The 19,241-nt window shown below is 71.7% G+C and carries 15 protein-coding genes; 10 read left to right on the top strand and 5 right to left on the bottom strand.

The annotated features are described in order from the left end of the window. Positions 1-304 precede the first annotated feature (304 nt). Positions 305-1,594 (top strand): ATP-dependent Clp protease ATP-binding subunit ClpX, encoded by a 1,290-nt coding sequence (gene clpX, locus ACFV4G_RS34475; RefSeq protein ID WP_329931163.1) that lies wholly within the window; start codon positions 305-307, stop codon positions 1,592-1,594. 87 nt (positions 1,595-1,681) lie between these two features. Here clpX and ACFV4G_RS34470 read toward each other — a convergent pair whose 3' ends face one another. Continuing rightward, positions 1,682-2,485: a hypothetical protein gene (locus ACFV4G_RS34470; protein WP_380446129.1), complete on the bottom strand. Its 804-nt coding sequence runs from the start codon at positions 2,483-2,485 to the stop codon at positions 1,682-1,684. Then, positions 2,482-3,336, bottom strand: coding sequence for a hypothetical protein (locus ACFV4G_RS34465; protein ID WP_380446128.1), 855 nt, complete (start codon positions 3,334-3,336; stop codon positions 2,482-2,484). The genes ACFV4G_RS34470 and ACFV4G_RS34465 overlap by 4 nt, the downstream gene beginning before the upstream one ends. Before the next feature lie 188 nt (positions 3,337-3,524). Between ACFV4G_RS34465 and ACFV4G_RS34460 the strand changes: the two genes are divergently transcribed. Further along, entirely contained in the window at positions 3,525-6,161 is a 2,637-nt protein-coding gene (locus ACFV4G_RS34460) for a valine--tRNA ligase (protein WP_380446127.1), read from the top strand. Positions 6,162-6,440: 279 nt separating this feature from the next. Then, a complete protein-coding gene (locus tag ACFV4G_RS34455; RefSeq protein WP_380446126.1) occupies positions 6,441-6,968 on the top strand; it encodes a hypothetical protein in 528 nt (175 codons plus the stop codon). Positions 6,969-7,006: 38 nt separating this feature from the next. Here the strand turns inward: ACFV4G_RS34455 and ACFV4G_RS34450 are convergent, their stop codons facing one another. The 3 genes from ACFV4G_RS34450 to ACFV4G_RS34440 form a co-directional block, all read right to left on the bottom strand. Continuing rightward, positions 7,007-8,545, bottom strand: a complete 1,539-nt coding sequence (locus ACFV4G_RS34450; RefSeq protein ID WP_380446125.1) for a chitinase — start codon at positions 8,543-8,545, stop codon at positions 7,007-7,009. 175 nt (positions 8,546-8,720) lie between these two features. Continuing rightward, the gene (gene wecB, locus ACFV4G_RS34445; RefSeq protein WP_380446124.1) at positions 8,721-9,872 is read right to left on the bottom strand and encodes a non-hydrolyzing UDP-N-acetylglucosamine 2-epimerase; all 1,152 of its coding nucleotides are present in this window, start codon (positions 9,870-9,872) and stop codon (positions 8,721-8,723) included. A 31-nt stretch (positions 9,873-9,903) separates the two neighbouring features. Next, positions 9,904-11,337, bottom strand: coding sequence for a glycosyltransferase (locus tag ACFV4G_RS34440; RefSeq protein WP_380446123.1), 1,434 nt, complete (start codon positions 11,335-11,337; stop codon positions 9,904-9,906). Between the two features lie 197 nt (positions 11,338-11,534). Between ACFV4G_RS34440 and ACFV4G_RS34435 the strand changes: the two genes are divergently transcribed. The 7 genes from ACFV4G_RS34435 to mrdA form a co-directional block, all read left to right on the top strand. Further along, positions 11,535-12,926, top strand: coding sequence for a bifunctional folylpolyglutamate synthase/dihydrofolate synthase (locus tag ACFV4G_RS34435; RefSeq protein ID WP_380446122.1), 1,392 nt, complete (start codon positions 11,535-11,537; stop codon positions 12,924-12,926). A 2-nt stretch (positions 12,927-12,928) separates the two neighbouring features. Then, a complete protein-coding gene (locus ACFV4G_RS34430) occupies positions 12,929-13,279 on the top strand; it encodes a DUF4233 domain-containing protein (protein WP_380446121.1) in 351 nt (116 codons plus the stop codon). Positions 13,280-13,367: 88 nt separating this feature from the next. After that, a complete protein-coding gene (gene ndk, locus ACFV4G_RS34425; protein ID WP_329931154.1) occupies positions 13,368-13,781 on the top strand; it encodes a nucleoside-diphosphate kinase in 414 nt (137 codons plus the stop codon). A 321-nt stretch (positions 13,782-14,102) separates the two neighbouring features. Further along, complete coding sequence (locus ACFV4G_RS34420; protein ID WP_329931217.1) at positions 14,103-15,128, top strand: rod shape-determining protein; 1,026 nt, start codon at positions 14,103-14,105, stop codon at positions 15,126-15,128. 98 nt (positions 15,129-15,226) lie between these two features. Beyond that, entirely contained in the window at positions 15,227-16,189 is a 963-nt protein-coding gene (gene mreC / locus ACFV4G_RS34415) for a rod shape-determining protein MreC (RefSeq protein WP_380446120.1), read from the top strand. A 3-nt stretch (positions 16,190-16,192) separates the two neighbouring features. Further along, positions 16,193-16,834 carry a rod shape-determining protein MreD gene (gene mreD / locus ACFV4G_RS34410; RefSeq protein WP_380446119.1) on the top strand — a complete coding sequence of 214 codons (642 nt, stop codon included), beginning with the start codon at positions 16,193-16,195 and terminating at the stop codon, positions 16,832-16,834. Between the two features lie 56 nt (positions 16,835-16,890). Further along, on the top strand, positions 16,891-19,241 hold a 2,351-nt coding region (gene mrdA / locus ACFV4G_RS34405; protein WP_380446118.1), incomplete at its 3' end, for a penicillin-binding protein 2.

Below are 19,241 nucleotides of genomic sequence, written 5' to 3'. Positions count from 1 at the left end.
CCCTAGACCCACCCCCCCCCCCCCCCCCCCCCCCGGCCGGGGGGGGGGGGGGGCGGGGGGGGGGGGGGGGGGGCGGGGGCCGGGCCGCCCCCCCCCCCCCGCCCCGGACCCTTCGGCGGCCGCCGCGACGGCATCTGTTCGGTATCAATTCGCCCAGGGCGTAGGGCAGACCCGGCGAAGAGGACGGAATCAGGGGCCCGGCAGAGTACCGTCGGATAGCGAGACCGATCGCCGTCGGCGTTGACGGTCCACAGCACCAGGCCCCGGAACCCCCGCGGGGCCCCTGGCGAAGGGGAAGCACCTCGTGGCACGCATCGGAGACGGTGGCGACCTGCTCAAGTGCTCGTTCTGCGGCAAGTCGCAGAAGCAGGTGAAGAAGCTGATCGCCGGCCCAGGCGTGTACATCTGCGACGAGTGCATCGACCTGTGCAACGAGATCATCGAGGAGGAACTCGCCGAGACCTCCGAGGTGCGCTTCGAGGAACTCCCGAAGCCGCGCGAGATCTACGAGTTCCTGGACCAGTACGTGGTCGGCCAGGACCTCGCCAAGAAGGCGCTGTCGGTGGCCGTCTACAACCACTACAAGCGCGTCCAGGCGGGCGAGGCGGGCCGCAGCGGCGGCAACGGCCGCGACGACGCGATCGAGCTGGCCAAGTCCAACATCCTGCTGCTGGGCCCCACCGGCTCCGGCAAGACCCTGCTGGCGCAGACCCTGGCCCGGATGCTCAACGTGCCGTTCGCGATCGCGGACGCCACGGCGCTGACCGAGGCCGGGTACGTCGGCGAGGACGTCGAGAACATCCTGCTCAAGCTGATCCAGGCGGCCGACTACGACGTCAAGAAGGCCGAGACCGGGATCATCTACATCGACGAGATCGACAAGGTCGCGCGCAAGAGCGAGAACCCGTCGATCACCCGGGACGTCTCCGGCGAGGGCGTGCAGCAGGCGCTGCTGAAGATCCTGGAGGGCACCACCGCGTCGGTGCCGCCGCAGGGCGGGCGCAAGCACCCGCACCAGGAGTTCATCCAGATCGACACCACCAACGTGCTGTTCATCGTCGGCGGCGCGTTCGCCGGCCTGGAGCGGATCATCGAGGGCCGCGCGGGTGCCAAGGGCATCGGCTTCGGCGCGAACATCCGCTCCAAGCGGGAGTCGGACGCGAGCGACCACTTCCGTCAGGTGATGCCCGAGGACCTGGTGAAGTTCGGCATGATCCCGGAGTTCATCGGCCGTCTGCCGGTGATCACCAGCGTGCACAACCTGGACCGCGAGGCGCTCCTGCAGATCCTCACCGAGCCGAAGAACGCGCTGGTCAAGCAGTACCGCAAGCTCTTCGAACTGGACGGCGTGGAGCTGGAGTTCACGCGTGACGCGCTGGAGGCGATCGCCGACCAGGCGATCCTGCGCGGCACCGGCGCGCGCGGGCTGCGGGCCATCATGGAGGAGGTGCTGATGTCCGTGATGTACGAGGTCCCCTCGCGCCAGGACGTCGCCCGCGTGGTGGTCACCGGGGACGTGGTCTCCAAGCACGCGATCCCGACGCTCGTCCCGCGCGACATGATCAAGCGCGAGCGGCGCGAGAAGAGCGCCTGAGTCCTGAAGCCTTGAACGAGAGGGCCCCGCACCGTCGTGGTGCGGGGCCCTCTCGCGTGTTCCGTTCGCCCGGTGGGTGGCTCGTGGTTACTTCGGCACCTCGGCGACCGCGCGCAGGTCGCGGGTGTCGGCGGCGAGCTTGTCCACGTCCGGCTGGGTGCCGTCGTCGGCGCCCTTGAGCACCATCACGAGGCTGCTGCTGTCGGCCCAGGCGCACACGGCCATCTTGGTGTCGCCGTCCACGGACGTCCCGCACTCCATGGTGCCGCCCTTGGGGCCGGGGTCGACCGCGTGCCGGTCGCCGACCTGCCCGCCCGAGCCGGAGAAGCCCTGGAACATCTGGTCCAGCTCCTGCTTGGGCAGCAGGACCTTGCCGTACACGCCGACCGCGACCAGCTGCGGGTCGGAGTTCGCGTCCTGGTAGACCGCGGCGACGCCGGTGGGCTTCCAGTTGCCGTCACCGTTGCCGATCTTGGACGTGATCTCGTCCTGGATCTTCCGGGTCGTGGTCGGGTCGTCGTTGGCCTTGAGGTCCTTGAAGGCCGTCGGCATCACGATCTTCTGGGTGCCCGCGTTGCTCGTCACGTCGAAGACGAAGTACGCGAGCGCGCCGCCGCCGAGGAGCAGCACGCCGAAGACGCAGCCGAGGACGATCCACAGCGTCTTGTGCGACGTGCGGGGCGGGGGCGGCGGGTACATCCCGTACCCGGGGTAGCCGGCCTGGTCGGGCGCGGGGTAGCCGGGCGGCGGCGCCTGCGGCGGCACGGCGCCGTAGGGCTGGTCGGTGGGCGGTGGGGGAGCCCCGAAGGGCTGGCCGGCGGGCGGCGGCGGTGCCCCGTAGGGCTGGTTGGGGGGCGGCGGCGGTGCGCCGTACGGGCTCTGGTCGGTCACTTGGCCACCTTCATCGCGTCACGGATGGCGCGGGTCTTCTCCGCGGCCTGGGCCGGGGAGAGCGGGGTCGGGGCGGTGCCGGTGATGCTGACGTGGTTGAAGCTGACGTGGCCGTAGGTGGACTTGTCGGCCCACACGCAGACCACGGGTCCGGGCTTGCCGATGATGCTGGTGGCGCCGCAGGCGAGCTTCGCGGCGGAGCTCGTGCTGTCGTTCGCGGGGTAGTCCGTCATCGGCGTCGTCCAGGTGAGGCCGCCGCTGTCCTGCTTCGACTCCTGGATGATCTGGTCGGGGCTGTTCAGCTGCCCGTAGATGCCGATCACCGAGATCGTGTCGAGCGGGTCGGCGCCCTTGGTGTAGCTGGAGATCACGCCGATGAGGTTCGAGCCGTACTTCGTGGACTCGGGCTTGTTGGGGTCGGCCGGCTTCTCGTCGGACGACTTCTTGACGTAGCCGTCCGGCAGCGACTGCGGGGCGGAGAGCTTGTAGTTGCCGCCCGAGGAGTCCTTGCCGCCGAGGACCTTCCACGCGGCGAAGCCGCCGCCGCCGAGCACGAGCGCGCCGATCACGAGGCCGACCACCAGGCCGCCCTTGCCCTTCTTCGGCGGCGGCGGGTACCCCGGCTGGCCGTACGGGGCCTGCGGAGGCGCGCCGTAGGGCTGCTGGGGTGCGCCGTACTGCGGCTGGCCCTGCGGCGGATAGCCGTACTGGGGCTGCGGCGCGCCGTACGGCTGCTGCGGCGGCTGCGGCGCCCCGTACGGCGGCTGCGGCTGCTGCGGCGCGCCGTACGGGGGCTGTCCCCCGTAGGGCTGCGGCTGTCCCTGCGGATACTGCTGACCCTGGCCGTACATCTGTCTGTGCTCCCCCGCCGCACCCGCGGCCTGTCTGGTGTGGAATTGTCCCGTGTACGTCCGGAAATCCAGACGATTGTCCGGGCACGGTACCGCACGCCGCCGACGGGGGAGCCGGTCGGGAGCGCGGTGTCCGCGGACCGAAAGCGGTTCGTAACCCGAGCCCGCCGTTACGTAAACTGTGCGTCGTGACCGACACGACGAACCAGCGCCCCGTGAGCACCACCGGGGACGATGCGGCAACCCTCCCGACGACCTACACCCCCGCGGACGTAGAGGGCGAGCTGTACGAGCGCTGGGTAGAGCGTGGCTACTTCACCGCGGACGCCAAGAGCGACAAGCCCCCGTTCACCATCGTCATCCCGCCGCCGAACGTGACCGGCAGCCTGCACCTGGGCCACGCCTTCGAGCACACGCTGATCGACGCGCTGGTGCGCCGCAAGCGGATGCAGGGCTACGAGGCGCTCTGGCAGCCCGGTATGGACCACGCCGGCATCGCCACCCAGAACGTGGTCGAGCGCGAGCTCGCCAAGGAGGGCAAGTCCCGCCACGACCTGGGCCGCGAGGCCTTCGTCGAGCGCGTCTGGCAGTGGAAGGCGGAGTCCGGCGGCCAGATCTCCGGCCAGATGCGCCGCCTCGGCGACGGCGTGGACTGGTCGCGCGAGCGCTTCACCATGGACGAGGGCCTCTCCCAGGCCGTCCAGACCATCTTCAAGAAGCTCTTCGACGACGAGCTGATCTACCGCGCCGAGCGCATCATCAACTGGTGCCCGCGCTGCCTGACCGCCATCTCGGACATCGAGGTGGAGTACCAGGACGACGACGGCGAGCTGGTCTCGATCCGCTACGGCGAGGGCGAGAACTCCATCGTCGTCGCCACCACGCGCGCCGAGACGATGCTGGGCGACACCGCGGTCGCCGTCCACCCCGAGGACGAGCGCTACAAGCACCTGGTCGGCACCGAGATCGAGCTGCCGCTCACCGGCCGCCGCATCCCGATCGTCGCCGACGCCCACGTCGACCCGGAGTTCGGCACCGGCGCCGTCAAGGTGACGCCCGCGCACGACCCGAACGACTTCGAGATCGGCCAGCGCCACGGCCTGCCGAACATCGCCGTGATGGACGAGCACGCCGTCATCACCGTGCACGGCCCCTTCCTCGGCCTGGACCGCCTGGAGGCCCGCTCGGCGATCGTCGCCGCGCTGCGCGCCGAGGGCCGGATCGTCGCCGAGAAGCGCCCGTACGTCCACTCGGTCGGTCACTGCTCGCGCTGCAAGACCACCATCGAGCCGCGGCTGTCGATGCAGTGGTGGGTCAAGGTCGGCCCGCTGGCGAAGGCCGCCGGCGACGCGGTCCGCGACGGCAAGGTCAAGATCCACCCGCAGGAGATGGAGAAGCGCTACTTCGACTGGGTCGACAACCTGCACGACTGGTGCATCTCGCGCCAGCTGTGGTGGGGCCACCGCATCCCGGTCTGGTACGGCCCGAACGGCGAGGTCGTCTGCGTCGGACCGGACGAGCAGCCGCCCGCCGGCGAGGGCTGGCACCAGGACACCGACGTCCTGGACACCTGGTTCTCCTCCGGCCTGTGGCCGTTCTCCACGCTCGGCTGGCCCGAGCAGACCGAGAGCCTCGCGAAGTTCTACCCGAACTCCGTCCTGGTGACCGGCTACGACATCCTCTTCTTCTGGGTCGCCCGGATGATGATGTTCGGCCTCTACGCGATGGACGGCACCCCGCCGTTCCACACCATCGCGCTGCACGGCATGGTCCGTGACCAGAACGGCAAGAAGATGTCGAAGTCCTTCGGCAACGTGGTCAACCCGCTGGACTGGATGGACAAGTACGGCTCCGACGCGCTGCGCTTCACGCTCGCGCGCGGTGCCAACCCCGGCGTCGACGTGCCGATCGGCGAGGACTGGGTCCAGGCGTCCCGCAACTTCGCCAACAAGATCTGGAACGCCACCCGCTTCGCGCTGATGAACGGCGCCACCGTCGAGGGCCCGCTGCCCGCGCCGGAGGAGCTGACCGCGAGCGACCGCTGGATCCTGTCGCGCCTCAACAGCACCGTCGCCGAGGTGGACGGCCTGTACGACGACTACCAGTTCTCCAAGCTCTCCGAGGGCCTGTACCACTTCGCCTGGGACGAGGTCTTCGACTGGTACGTCGAGCTCTCCAAGACCACCCTGGCCAAGGGCGGCCCGCAGGCCGACGCCGCGCGCCGGGTGCTCGGCGAGGTCCTGGACGTCACGCTGCGCCTGCTGCACCCGATCGTGCCCTTCGTCACCGAGACGCTGTGGACCACGCTCACCGGCGCCGAGTCGGTCGTCATTGCCGACTGGCCGAAGGACAGCGGCTTCCGTGACGCCGCGGCCGAGGCGGAGATCGCCACGTTGCAGCAGGTCGTCACCGAGGTCCGCCGGTTCCGCACCGACCAGGGCCTCAAGCCGGGCCAGCGCGTCCCGGCCACCCTGGAGCTGGACGGCACCGCGCTGGCCGCCCACGAGGACGCGATCCGCTCGCTGCTGCGGCTGACCGCCCCCGAGGAGGGCTTCGCGGCCACCGCCTCGCTGCCGGTCGCCGGCGCCACCGTGGCGCTGGACCTCTCCGGCACCATCGACGTCGCGGCGGAGCGCAAGCGCCTCGCCAAGGACCTCGCGGCGGCCGAGAAGGAGAAGGCCCAGACCACCGGCAAGCTCGGCAACGAGGCGTTCCTCGCCAAGGCGCCGGACGACGTGGTCGCCAAGATCCGGACCCGCCTGGAGGCCGCCGAGGCCGACATCGCCCGGATCACCGCCCAGCTCGCGGCGCTGCCGCAGGGCTGAGCCGCCCCACCGGTCCACGAGGGGCCGTATTCCGCGCCGAGCGGAGTACGGCCCCTCCGCCGTTTACGCCGAATAGCCCAGCACCATTGCTCCCTTCCGGCGAATATTCATCCTGGACCGGGTAAGGTCCTATTCCGCTCGAATTCATTCCGGTCTTGCCAGCGCGGGTTCTCGGAAGTTTGCAGGTCGGATGTGTACGGTGTGCTCTGAGTTTGCGCGGTGCGCACCAGCGGGTTTCTGCCGGGCGTTTCGCTGAGCCAACGGACGGGAGGGCATGGCGTGGTGGTGACCGAAGAGTTGGTCGACGAACTTCCTGCCGAGGCGGTCGAGGAGGCCAAGGCCAGGGCGGCGACGCTGCTGCTCGCGTTCCGGCACGGCAACCAGCTCGCCTTCGACCACGAGCTCGACGTGCTGCTCGCCGAGCACGCCGAGCGCGAGGTGACGACCCTGCTGGCCTGGATCGCCGCGGAGGCGGTCCGCAAGGCCTACGCCCCCGCGGTCGGCGACAAGGTGCTGCGCGCGATGGCCAGGCGCGCCCCGGTCGACGCCGGCGCGGTCTGCGTGGACGAGGAGACCGCCGACGCCGCCCGGCTGATCGAGGCCGTGGCCGTCGGGGACGTGGCGGAGGTCCGCGGCCTGGTCGCCGCGAACGCCGACACCACCTTCCTGCTCGGCGGCCTGCTGCAGGGTGTCGCGATGATGCTGCCGTTCCTGCCCGACGGCGAACTCGGCGAGATCACCGCCGAGTTGCGCCGTCGCCACGGCGGCGGTGCGGCGCACGTGCCGGAGGCCCGGGCCGGGGTCTGAGCCGGGGTCCGAACCCGGCCCGGGTCTCCGGGCCGGGCTCACGGCATGGCGTGCAGGTGCGCGCCGATGGTGCCGGCGACCGGACTGCCCGCCGAGGCGTCCCAGTTGGTCGACCAGGTCATCGCCCCGCCGATCCCCGGCCAGGTGGTGCCGGGCCGGTAGCTGCCGCAGTCGGTGCCGGCGGCGAGGCAGTCCAGCGCGGCGTTCACGACGTCCGCGCTCACGTACCCGCCGCCCGCGGCGCTGGTCGAGGCCGGCACCCCGAGCCCGACCTGGTCGGGCCGAAGCCCGCCCTGGAGCTGGATGCAGGCGAGCGCGGTCAGGAAGTTCTCGGTCCCCTGCGCGTACACGTTGCCGTCGCAGCCGTTCATCGCGCCGGAGTTGTAGTACTGCATGTTGACGATGGTGAGGACGTCCTTCACGTTCAGCGCCAGCTTGAAGTACTCCATGCCGGTCGACTGCATGTCGATGGTCTGCGGCGCCATGGTCAGGACGAACCCGCTGCCGGCCTTGGCCGCGACCGCGTGCAACGCCTGGCCCAGGTACGTCGCGTTGACGCCGTTCTCCAGGTCGATGTCGATCCCGTCGAAGCCGTAGGTCCGCATCAGCGACCAGGCGGAGTCCGCGAAGTTCGCCGCCGACGCCGGGTCGGCCACCGACACGGTGCCGTTCTGTCCGCCGACCGAGAGCACGACCCGCTTGCCGGCCGCCCGCTTGGCCGCGATGTCGGCCTTGAACTGTGCGTCGGTGTAGCCGCCGAGGCGCGAGGACAGGGCCGGGTCGAGGGTGAAGCTCAGCGCGCCCGGCGTGGCGGTGGCATCGGCGAAGGCGACCGCGATGATGTCGTACGCGGCCGGGACGTCGCCGATGCGCTGGACGGCGGCGCCGTTGTCGAAGTTCTGCCAGTAGCCGGTGAGTACGTGCTTGGGCAGGCCCGGCGGCTTCGTCGGGGTGCCGGTCGGGCTGCCCGTCGCGGTCGCCGTGGCGGTCGGGCTGCCCGTGGCGGTCGGGCTCGGGGACGAGGGGGACGTCGGGCTCTGCGACGGTTGCGGGCCGCCGGGGCCCACCAGCGAGACGTCGTCGGCCAGGAACGCCGCCTGCCCGTACCAGCCGTGCAGGTAGACGGTGACGCTCGTGGTGGCCGGGCCGGTGGTGAAACCGGTGCTGAGCTGCGCCCAGCCCGCCGACGTCGTCCAGGTGCTGGGGTCGGTGCCACCGGTGCCGCGGGCGCCGAGGTAGACGTACGAGCCCTGCACCCAGGAGCTCAGCGTGTACGCCGACGAGGGCTTCACGGCGACGGTCTGCGTGCACTCGCCGGTGTCGCCCGCGCCCGGGGTGGACCGCAGCGCGTACGAGCCGGAGTGGACGGTCGCGCTCTGGATGGTGCCGCCGGTGCAGGACCAGCCGGTGAGGGCGCCGGCTTCGAAGCCGCCGTTGGTGATCAGGTCGACGTCCGCGGCGCGGGCGCCGGTGCCGGTGACGAGGACGAGTCCGCTCAGGCCCAGCGCGATCGCGCCGGCCCCGGCGAGCAGGGTGCGGACGGCGCGCGGGCGCCGCCGGTGTCGGGCAGGTGGCATGACTCCATCTCCTGTGGGGGAGGCCCGGCGGCGTGCTGTGGGGGCGGCGCCGTCCGGGGTGTCGATGGTGCGCGTGCGGGAGCTACCGACAACTCAAGTCCCGCTCGGGAAACGGGACTTGCCTCACAAGGTGGAGTAGACCAATCCGGCTGTCAAGCCCGACTGGCGATCAGGACTACGCCGCCCGCAGGCCGGCGCCGGCCTCGGACCGGGCGGACTCGGCGATCCGGGCGGTGAGTTCGGCGATGCGCGCCGAGGCGAGGCCGTCGCCGTACGGGCTCGGGGTGGCCGCGAGCCGGGCCAGCCGCTCGGGGGTGTCGGACAGCCAGGCGTGTGCCAGCTCGCCCAGCTCCTCGCCGGGCCGCACCAGCGCGGCGAAGCCGGCGTCCACGGCCTCCGGGCGCTCGGTGGAGCGGCGCACCACCAGCAGCGGGCGGCCGAGCACGGTGCACTCCTCCTGCACGCCGCCGGAGTCGGAGACCAGCAGCGCGGCGTGGCTCGCGAGGCCGAGGAAGTCGGCGTACCCGACCGGTCCGGTGACGGCGATCCGCTCCAGCAGCCCGTCCAGCCCGAAGCGTTCGACGGCGGCCCGGGTGCGCGGGTGCATCGGGAACAGCACCGGCGTGCCGGCCCGCGCGATGCGGTCCAGCTCGGCGAGGACGGCGCCGAGCGCCTCGGCGGTGTCGGTGTTCTCCGGGCGGTGCACGGTCGCGAGGACGTAGCCGTCGGGGCGCAGCCCGTGCGCGGCGAGCAGGGCGGCGCGCGCCTCCTGGTCCGGCAGTTGGCGGCGGACGACCTCGACGACGGTGTTGCCGGTGAGCGCGATCCGCCGCTCGTCGAGCGACTCGGCGCGCAGGTTGGCGACGTTGTCGGGGGTGGCGGCGCACAGCAGGTCGGCGACGTGGTCGACCATGACGCGGTTGTGCTCCTCGGGCATCGCCCGGTCGAAGCTGCGCAGCCCGGCCTCGACGTGGACCAGCGGGATCTCCCGGGCGTTGGCGGCCAGCGCGCCGGCGAGGGTGGCGTTGGTGTCGCCCTGGACGACGACGGCCACCGGGCGGTCCTCGGCGAAGGCGGCGTCGAGCTGGCCGAGGGACTGGGCGATCTGCCCGGCCCGCGGCCGGCCGCCGACGCCGGTGAGCAGCTCCGGCCGGGGCAGGTCCAGATCGCGCAGGAAGCGGCCGGACATGGCCTCGTCCCAGTGCTGGCCGGTGTGCACCAGACGGGTGGCGTCGCCGAGTTCGTGGATCAGCGGGGCGAGCTTGACGAGCTCGGGGCGGGTGCCGAGGACGACGGCGACGCTGGACGGGGGCAGGCAGGTGCTCATGGGAGGAGGCTCCGTGGGTATCTGTCGGGGCTCAGGATTCGAGGGCGGTGGGGGCGCCGACGGCGACCTTCTCGGCGTTGCGCCGGGTCTTGGCCCAGCCGTTGCGGCCGAGCAGCATCCGCACGGCCGCCCGGGTGGCGACGACGAACAGGTGGTAGGCGTAGATCCACACCAGGACGCCCCAGAGCAGCCCGGTCAGGCGGCGGCGGTCGGGGTGGACGAGGGTGCGGTAGGCGAAGCCCCAGAACACCATCGGCAGCGTGGCGACGACGAAGGCGACGGCCATGTACGGCCCGAACCGCAGCTGGAAGTCGGCGGTCTCGGCGGGGAAGAGCACCAGCCCGGCCGCGGTGATCACGATCGACAGCGGGGTGAGCAGCACGAGCAGCACGCAGACCACCGGCTGCAGGAAGGTGTACAGCACCTCGGCCTTGCCCGGCCACGTGTAGTGCGGGGAGCGCAGCACCCGGCCGGTGTAGCGCAGGCACTGCATGTTGCCCTGGGCCCAGCGGGTGCGCTGGGTGAGGAAGCGGCGCGGCGAGACCAGGGCCTCCTGGGAGACCTGGGCCTCGGTGACGTGGGTCAGGCGCCAGCCGGCCAGGCGCAGGTCGAGGCCGGACTCGTAGTCCTCCAGCAGGGCGCGCTCGGGCCAGGGCCGCCCGGCCCGGCCCTCCTCGGCGGTGAGCGAGTCGAGGGCGGTGAGGCGCACGAACTGGCCGTTGCCGCCGAGGCCGACGCTGCCGGTGCGCCGGCGCAGCAGCTGCATGCCGGCGTTGTTGGCCTGGAACTCGACGTCCTGCATCCGCACGAGCGCGCGGGCGAACGCGTTGGCGGTGCGGCCGCGGCCGGGCAGCGGGAGCTCGTCGTCGGCGTTGCGCATGCGCACGCCGATCTGGACGGCGCCGGTGTCGGGGCGGCCGAGCGCCTTGTCGCTGCACACCTGCGCGAGGGTGCCGGCGCCGAGCTGTCCGTCGGCGTCGACGACGCCGATGACGACGCGGGAGCGGTCGGTGTCCTCGGGCAGCCGGGCGGAGATCTCGCGGTAGGCGGCGTTGAGGGCGGCGCCCTTGCCGATCCGCGCGTGCGGGCGGCGGCGCTGGACGAGGTGGACGCGGTTGTCGTGGGCCGCGGCGGCGAGGACGAGTTCGCGGGTGGCGTCCTCGCTGTCGTCGTCGATGACCCACAGGTGGGCCTCGGGCGCGGAGGCGCGCAGGCCGGCCAGGGTCTGGGCGACCACGGCCTCCTCGTCGCGGCAGGGGATGACCAGGTGCCACTGGAAGGCGGCGGGGTCGCCGGGTTCGGCGGCGAGGTTGCGCTTGAAGGCGTGGCGGGAGCCGGCCCAGTAGACCAGGAAGCGGCCGAACACCAGGACCATGTAGGCGACGAGCAGCAGTGAGATCAGCCCGGCGAGCCGGACGATCGTGTCCTGCCGGAGGACGATCCAGTCGTGCAGGACGTCGGGCATGGCGTGGCACTCCCAATGATCAAAGGCTATTGGCTCCTCATGGATGCGAATCGATGCTTCATTGCGGTTCCAACTCGCTAAATCGATAGTAAAGGGAGTGAACTGGGAATCGGGGGTCAAGACCGGGCAAAGTGGTCGTTCTCACCCCGGATCTCACCCTGTGAGGACGGGCCGCCGACCCTCCGTAGACTGTGGTCGTGAGCGACAAGGCCGACCCGAACCCGTACACCCTCCGCCCCGCCGACGGCGGCACCGGCGACGCCCTGCGCGACGTCGAGGTCGAGCTGTCCAAGCGCTGGCCGGAGAACAAGCTGGAGCCCTCGCTCGACCGGATCGAGGCGTTGATGGACATCCTGGGCCAGCCCCAGCGGTCCTTCCCCTCCATCCACATCACCGGCACCAACGGCAAGACCTCCACCGCCCGGATGATCGAGCAGCTGCTCAACGCCTTCGAGCTGCGCACGGGCCGCTACACCAGCCCGCACGTGGAGAGCGTCACCGAGCGCATCAGCCTGGACGGCGCCCCGATCGCCCCCGAGCGCTTCGTCGAGGTCTACCGCGACATCGCGCCCTACGTGGAGATGGTCGACGCGCAGCAGCCGGTGCCGATGTCCTTCTTCGAGGTGCTGACCGGCATGGCGTACGCGGCCTTCGCCGACGCCCCGGTGGACGTCGCCGTGGTCGAGGTCGGCATGGGCGGCTCCTGGGACGCCACCAACGTCATCGACGCCGCCGTCGCGGTGATCACCCCGATCGGGCTGGACCACACCGACAAGCTCGGCGACACCACCGGCGAGATCGCGGTCGAGAAGTCCGGGATCGTCAAGTCCGGCGCCGTCGCCGTGGTCGCCCAGCAGCCGCTGGACGCCGCCCAGGTCATCCTGCGCCGGGCCGTCGAGGTGGACGCCACGGTCGCCCGCGAGGGCATGGAGTTCGGCGTGATCCGCCGTGAACTCGCCGTCGGCGGCCAGCTGGTGACGCTGCGCGGACTCGGCGGCGAGGAGTACGAGGACGTCTTCATCCCGCTGCACGGCGAGTACCAGGCGCACAACGCGGCGCTGGCGCTGGCCGCGGTCGAGGCCTTCTTCGGCGTCGGCGGCGCCCGCGGCGGGCAGCTCGACGTGGACAAGATCCGCCAGGCCTTCTCCGGCGTCTCCTCGCCGGGCCGCCTGGAGATCGTCCGCCGCAGCCCCACGATCATCCTGGACGCCGCGCACAACCCGCACGGCGCCCGCGCCACCGTCGCCGCGATCACCGAGTCCTTCGGCTTCAACCGCCTGGTCGGCGTGATCGGCACCTCGGGCGACAAGGACGTGGCCGGCGTGCTGGAGGCCTTCGAGCCGATCCTCGCCGAGGTCGTCATCACCCAGAACTCCACCCACCGCGCGATGGACGTCGACGCGCTCGCGGCGCTCGCCGTCGAGGTCTTCGGCGAGGACCGCGTCCAGGTCGAGCCCCGCCTCGACGACGCGATCGCCGCCGCCGTCACCCTCGCCGAGGAGGAGGGCGACCTCGGCGGCGCCGGGGTCCTGGTCACCGGTTCGGTCATCACGGTGGGCGAGGCCCGCCTGCTGCTCGGGAGGAAGTGAAGATGAGGACGCTCTGCTCCTCGACGCTGATCGGCGAGGCACTGCTGATCATGTTCGCGGCGCTGGTCGCGATGCGGCTCTCCAGCGTCTCGACGGCCTCGGTCTGGATCGTCAGTGGCATCGCGATGGCGCTGTGCATCGCGCTGTGCGGCATGATCAACCGGCCCGGCGCCGTGCAGATCGGCTGGGCGCTGCAGATCGGCCTGATCGCCAGCGGCTTCATCCTGCCGACGATGTTCGGCCTCGGCGTGGTCTTCGCCGCCCTGTGGTGGTGCTCGGTGCACTACGGCCGCAAGGTGGACGAGTTCAAGGCCGCCCGCGCCGCCGCCGTCGCGGCCGCCGCGGAGGCCTAGACCAGCGGAACCGGCGGGTCGCTCACGCAAGGTAACCTCTGCCGTACCCGCATACCGTATGCCGAACCGATTCCCCAGGAGACGCACCGTGTCCCAGCGCACTCTCGTCCTGCTCAAGCCCGACGCCGTCCGCCGCGGCCTGGCGGGCGAGATCATCAGCCGCATCGAGCGCAAGGCCGGCTGGCAGCTCGCCGCCGTCGAGCTGCGCACCTTCGACCGGGCGACGCTGGAGCAGCACTACGCGGAGCACGTCGGCCGCCCGTTCTACGAGCCGCTGCTGGAGTTCATGACCTCCGGTCCGTCGATCGCCCTGATCGTCGAGGGCGAGGACGTCGTCCCGGGCATCCGCATGCTGGCCGGCGCCACCAACCCGCTGGAGGCCGGCGCGGGCACCATCCGCGGCGACTACGCGACGATCACCCGCGAGAACCTGATCCACGCCTCCGACTCGCCCGAGTCCGCGGAGCGCGAGATCAAGATCTTCTTCCCGGCGCACGCCTGAGCCGGCCCGGGCGACACACCCGGAGGACTTAGGGACTGCCCCGGTCGGGACCATTGGCCCGGCCGGGGCATTCTTATCGGGAAATAGGGAACTGGGGGTGCCGACACGGCGTCCCAATCCTCGGAGAAGCGATCACGCTCCGGACAATGGACGGTATGCCCCACGTCGACGTCCGTACCGCGAGGCGTGACTACGATGGACGCGACTCAAGGGCCCGGTAAGGCAGCTCAGCTGGTCTCCGCCCAAGCGTGGGCGCACGCAGTCGTCCACCCCTCATGAACTCCGAGCCCGGGAAGGCACCTACACCCCATGGCGAGCAACCTGTCGTTCATCGGCCGCGACTTGGCGATCGACCTCGGAACTGCCAACACGCTGGTGTACGTCAGGGGCAAGGGGATCGTGCTCAACGAGCCGTCCGTCGTCGCGGTGAACACCAACACCGGCGGCATCCTCGCGGTCGGCGCCGAGGCCAAGAAGATGATCGGCCGCACCCCGGGCAACATCGTCGCCATCCGCCCGCTCAAGGACGGCGTGATCGCCGACTTCGAGATCACCGAGCGGATGCTGCGCTACTTCATCCTCAAGATCCACCGCCGCCGCTACCTCGCCCGCCCCCGCGTCGTCGTCTGCGTGCCCTCCGGCATCACCGGCGTCGAGCGCCGCGCCGTCATCGAGGCCTCCTCCCAGGCCGGCGCGCGCCAGGTGCACATCATCGAGGAGCCCATGGCCGCCGCCATCGGCGCCGGACTGCCCGTCCACGAGGCCACCGGCAACATGGTCGTCGACATCGGCGGCGGCACCACCGAGGTCGCCGTCATCTCCCTCGGCGGCATCGTCACCGCCCAGTCCATCCGGGTCGCCGGCGACGAACTCGACAACGCGATCGTCCAGCACATCAAGAAGGAGTACTCGCTGCTCCTCGGCGAGCGCAGTGCCGAACAGATCAAGATGAGCATCGGCAGCGCCTACGGCCTGGAGGGCGAGAAGGACGAGCACGCCGAGATCCGCGGCCGCGACCTCGTCAGCGGCCTGCCCAAGACCGTCGTCATCTCCGCCGCCGAGGTCCGCGAGGCCATCGACGAGCCGGTCAACTCGATCATCGACGCGGTCAAGACCACCCTCGACCAGTGCCCGCCCGAGCTCGCCGGCGACGTCATGGACCGCGGCATCGTGCTCACCGGCGGCGGCGCCCTGCTGCGCGGCCTCGACGAGCGGCTGCGCCGCGAGACCGGCATGCCGATCCACATCGCCGAGAACCCGCTCGACTCGGTCGCGCTCGGCTCCGGCAAGTGCGTCGAGGAGTTCGAGGCGCTCCAGCAGGTACTCGACGCCCAGCCGCGCCGTTAGCACCGACGACACACCCGACACTCAACTGAACGGGCCGCCGCCGCCAGGGCCCCACAGCCCCGGCGGCCGGCCAGGTACGAAGGGGCAGTACCAGCACCGTGAGGGACACACGAGAGAGCCGGCTGCTGCTCATCCTGCTGGTGGCCGTCGCCTTCGCGCTCATCACCGTGGACATCAAGGGCGGTGAGAGCTCCCCGCTCGGCGGTGCCAGGCGCGCCGCCGCCGGAGTCCTCGGCCCGGTCGAGCGCGGCGCATCCACCCTCGTCGACCCGGTCGCCAACACCGTCCGGGCCTTCCGCGACGCCGCCACCAACAGCGGCCGCACCGACCAGCTCGCCCGCGAGAACACCGAACTGCGGCAGAAGCTCGCCTCCTCCGACATGGCCGCCGGCCGCACCAAGCAGCTCGACGACCTGCTGCGCACCGCCGGCGCCGGCGGATACACCGTCAAGGCCGCCCAGGTCATCGCGATCGGCCCGGCCCAGGGCTTCTCCTGGACCATCACCATCGACGCCGGCAGCGACGACGGCCTCACCCGCGACATGACCGTCATCAACGGCCAGGGCCTGGTCGGCCGGATCACCACCGTCGCCCCCACCACCGCGACCGTCCTGCTCGCCTCCGACCCCGGCTTCACCGCCGGCGCCCGGCTGGAGGGCAGCGGGGAGATCGGCTTCGCCTCCGGCGGCGGCGACAGCCCGATGAAGGTCTCCCTGCTCAACGGGAAGGCGCAGGTCAAGGCCGGCGACCGGCTGGTCACCTTCGGCTCGCAGAGCGGCCGCCCGTTCGTGCCCGGCGTCCCGGTCGGCAAGGTCGTCGAGGTCCAGGCCAACGCCGGCCAGCTGACCAAGACCGTCCTGGTCGAGCCGTTCGTCCAGTTCACCCGGCTGGATCTGGTCGGCGTCGTCGTCGTGCCGCCGCGCACCGACCCGCGCGACGGCGTGCTGCCGCCCGCGCCGGCAGCCGGCCAGAGCCAGGCCCCGGCCGCCCCCGCCGCACCGGCGGCGCCCGCCACCACGGCTCCCGCCGCACCGCCCGCCAAGCCCACTGGGGGGAACTGAGCCATGCGCCTCGCCCGCATCCCCGTCTCCGCCGTCCTAATCCTGTTCGGCCTGATCCTCCAGGTCAGCGTCTTCGGACGGCTCCAGCTCCCCGGGGCCACCCCGGACATACTGCTGCTCGTCGTCGTCGGCCTCGCCATGGTCTACGGGCCCTCCGGCGGCTGCGTCGTCGGCTTCTGCGCCGGACTGCTCGCCGACCTCGCGCCGCCCTCCGACCACGCGATCGGCCGCTACGCGCTCGTGCTCTGCCTGATGGGCTACGCCGCCGGACTGCTGCGCCCGGAGCACGGCCGCCAGCGGTCCGTCTCCAGCGCGCTGCTGGTCGTCGCGGCCGCGGCCGTCGCCTCCACCCTGCTGTACGCGATGGTCGGCGCGCTGGTCGGCGACACCGCGGCCCGGCACGTCGGGCTCGGCGGCCTGGTGATCAGCGCCCTCCTGTACGACCTGCTGCTGGCACCGTTCGTCGTGCCGCTGGTGATGCTGCTCGGCCGCCGCTTCGGCCGCGACCCGGTGACCGCCGCCAGCGACGACGACGAGGGCGGCCCGGGCCTGGGCACGCTGGCCCGCTACCGCACCACCCGTGAGGTCTCGTCGGGCCCCGGCTACCGGAAGCGGCGCGTGCCCGGCTTCGCCCGGCGCCCGTAGCCCCGCCCCGCGGCCCCCGACCTCCCGACCCTCCCGCACCCTGGAGCGCACGAGACGTGAGCAACATCCCCGAGACCGGCCGAACCCGGCGGGTGACGATCCGTCTGGTGGTGCTGCAGATCCTGGTGCTGTCACTGCTCGCCACCCTCGGCGGGCGGCTGTGGTACCTGCAGATCCGCAACGCCAGCGTCTACACCGCCAAGGCGACCGGCAACCACATCCGCGAAGTGGTCGAGCCCGCCGTGCGCGGCGAGATCCTGGACGCCTCCGGGCGGATCCTGGCCGGCAACGAGACCCGCCTGGTGGTCTCCGTCAGCCGCACCTCGCTGCTCCAGCAGAAGGACGGCGGCAAGGCGGTGCTCGCCCGGCTCGCCGACGTGCTCGGCATGCCGGCCAAGGACGTGCAGGAGAAGGTCCGGCTCTGCGACGCCAAGACGCCGCAGCCCTGCTGGAACGGCTCGCCCTACCAGCCGATCCCGGTCACCAAGGAGGCGACCACCCAGCAGGCGATGCAGATAATGGAGCGCCGCGAGGACTTCCCCGGGATCACCGCGCAGCCCACCGCCGTCCGCCGCTACACCGGCGCCGAGGGCGCCAACATGGCCCAGGTGCTCGGCTACCTCTCGCCCGTCACCGACGACGAGGTCAGCAAGACCGCCGCCAAGACCGGCCTGGACCGCTACCTGCCGGCCGACCAGATCGGCCGGGCCGGCCTGGAGTCGGTCTACGACCGCGACCTGCGCGGCACCGCCGGCATCACCAAGCTGGAGGTGGACAACCTCGGCCGGGTGATCGGCACCGCCGGCACGGTGGCCCCGCAGACCGGCGACAACCTGGTCACCAGCATCGACGCCCGGGTGCAGAAGGTCGTCGAGGACAACCTGGCGCAGGCCATGAACGACGCCAGGAACACCTTCGACAAGGTCACCAACCGCAACTACGAGGCCGACTCCGGCGCCGCCGTCGTGATGGACGTGCACACCGGCCGGATCGTCGCCATGGCGAGCGCCCCGACCTACGACCCCAACCTCTGGGTGGGCGGCATCAGCGGCAAGGACTACCAGTCGCTGACCAGCAAGGACTCCAACTTCCCGCTGCTGAACCGGGCCATACAGGGTCAGTCCGCCCCCGGCTCGACCTTCAAGGTCGTCTCCACCACCGCCGCGGTGCAGGCCGGCTACTCGCTCGACGGCCGGTACGACTGCCCGAAGGCCATGACCATCGGCGGCCGCGAGTTCAAGAACTTCGAGAGCGAGAACTTCGGCGCGATCTCCCTGGAGAAGGCGCTGGAGGTCTCCTGCGACACCGTCTTCTACGGCCTGGCGTACGACCAGTGGATGAAGGACGGCGGCATCAAGCCGAAGAAGGACCCGGGTGACTGGTTCTTCAAGACCGCCCACGAGTTCGGCCTCGGCGCCAAGACCGGCATCGACCTGCCGGCCGAGGTCCCCGGCCGGGTGCCGGACCGGCAGTGGAAGCAGTCCTTCTACGACAACAACAAGGACGCCTGGTGCGCGCAGGCGCAGAAGGGCGGCAACAGCTTCTCCGACCAGATCGCCCGGGAGAACTGCGTCGACGGCTACCAGATGCGCGCCGGTGACGCCGTCAACTTCGCGATCGGCCAGGGCGACACCCTCGTCACCCCGGTCCAGATGGCCCGGATCTACTCGGCGCTGGCCAACGGCGGCACCTTCTACCGGCCGACCATCGCCAAGGCGGTGATAAGCCCGGGCGGGGACCTCGTCCGCGAGATCGCCCCGCACGAGGACGCCAAGTTCCCCGGCGACCAGAAGCTCCTCAGCTACATCGACCAGGCCACCGCGGGCGTCATCACCAGTGGCACCGCGGCCTGGAAGTTCGCCGGCGCCGGCTGGCCGCAGGGCAAGATCGAGCTGCACGCCAAGACCGGCACCGCCGAGGTCGAGGGCAAGCAGACCACCTCGTGGCTCACCACGTACAGCAAGGACTACGCGGTCGTCATGACCATCAGCCAGGGCGGCACCGGCTCCGGCGGTTCCGGTGACGCGATCCGCCGGATCTACCAGGCGCTGTACGGCGTGGACGACAAGGGCAACGTCGACAACGGCAAGGCCCTGCTGCCGGCACCGCAGGCCGAGCTGCCGAAGTTCAACCCGGACGGCACCGCGATCATCAAGCCGGCCGCGTACACCGTCGAGGACCCGTCCGGCCTCGCCGACCCGGGCGTGACCGGCGGCTCCCCTCGGGTCTTCCTCGACCCGGCGCCGCCGGCCGGCCCGACGGCGCCCCTGCTCGCCGCGGCCGGGGGCGCGCCGCGCGCCCCCCCGCGCGCGGGGGGGGGGGGGGGCGGGGGAGGGCCCGGGGGGGGGCGCCCCGGGGGGGGGGGCCCCCCCCCCCCCACGGGGGGGCGCGGACGCCCCCCACCACG

This window comes from Kitasatospora sp. NPDC059747 (assembly GCF_042732955.1).
Taxonomy (GTDB): Bacteria; Actinomycetota; Actinomycetes; order Streptomycetales; family Streptomycetaceae; genus Kitasatospora.
The sequence above is the reverse complement of the archived record's forward strand: the minus strand, read 5'-3'. Positions and strand labels throughout refer to the sequence as shown.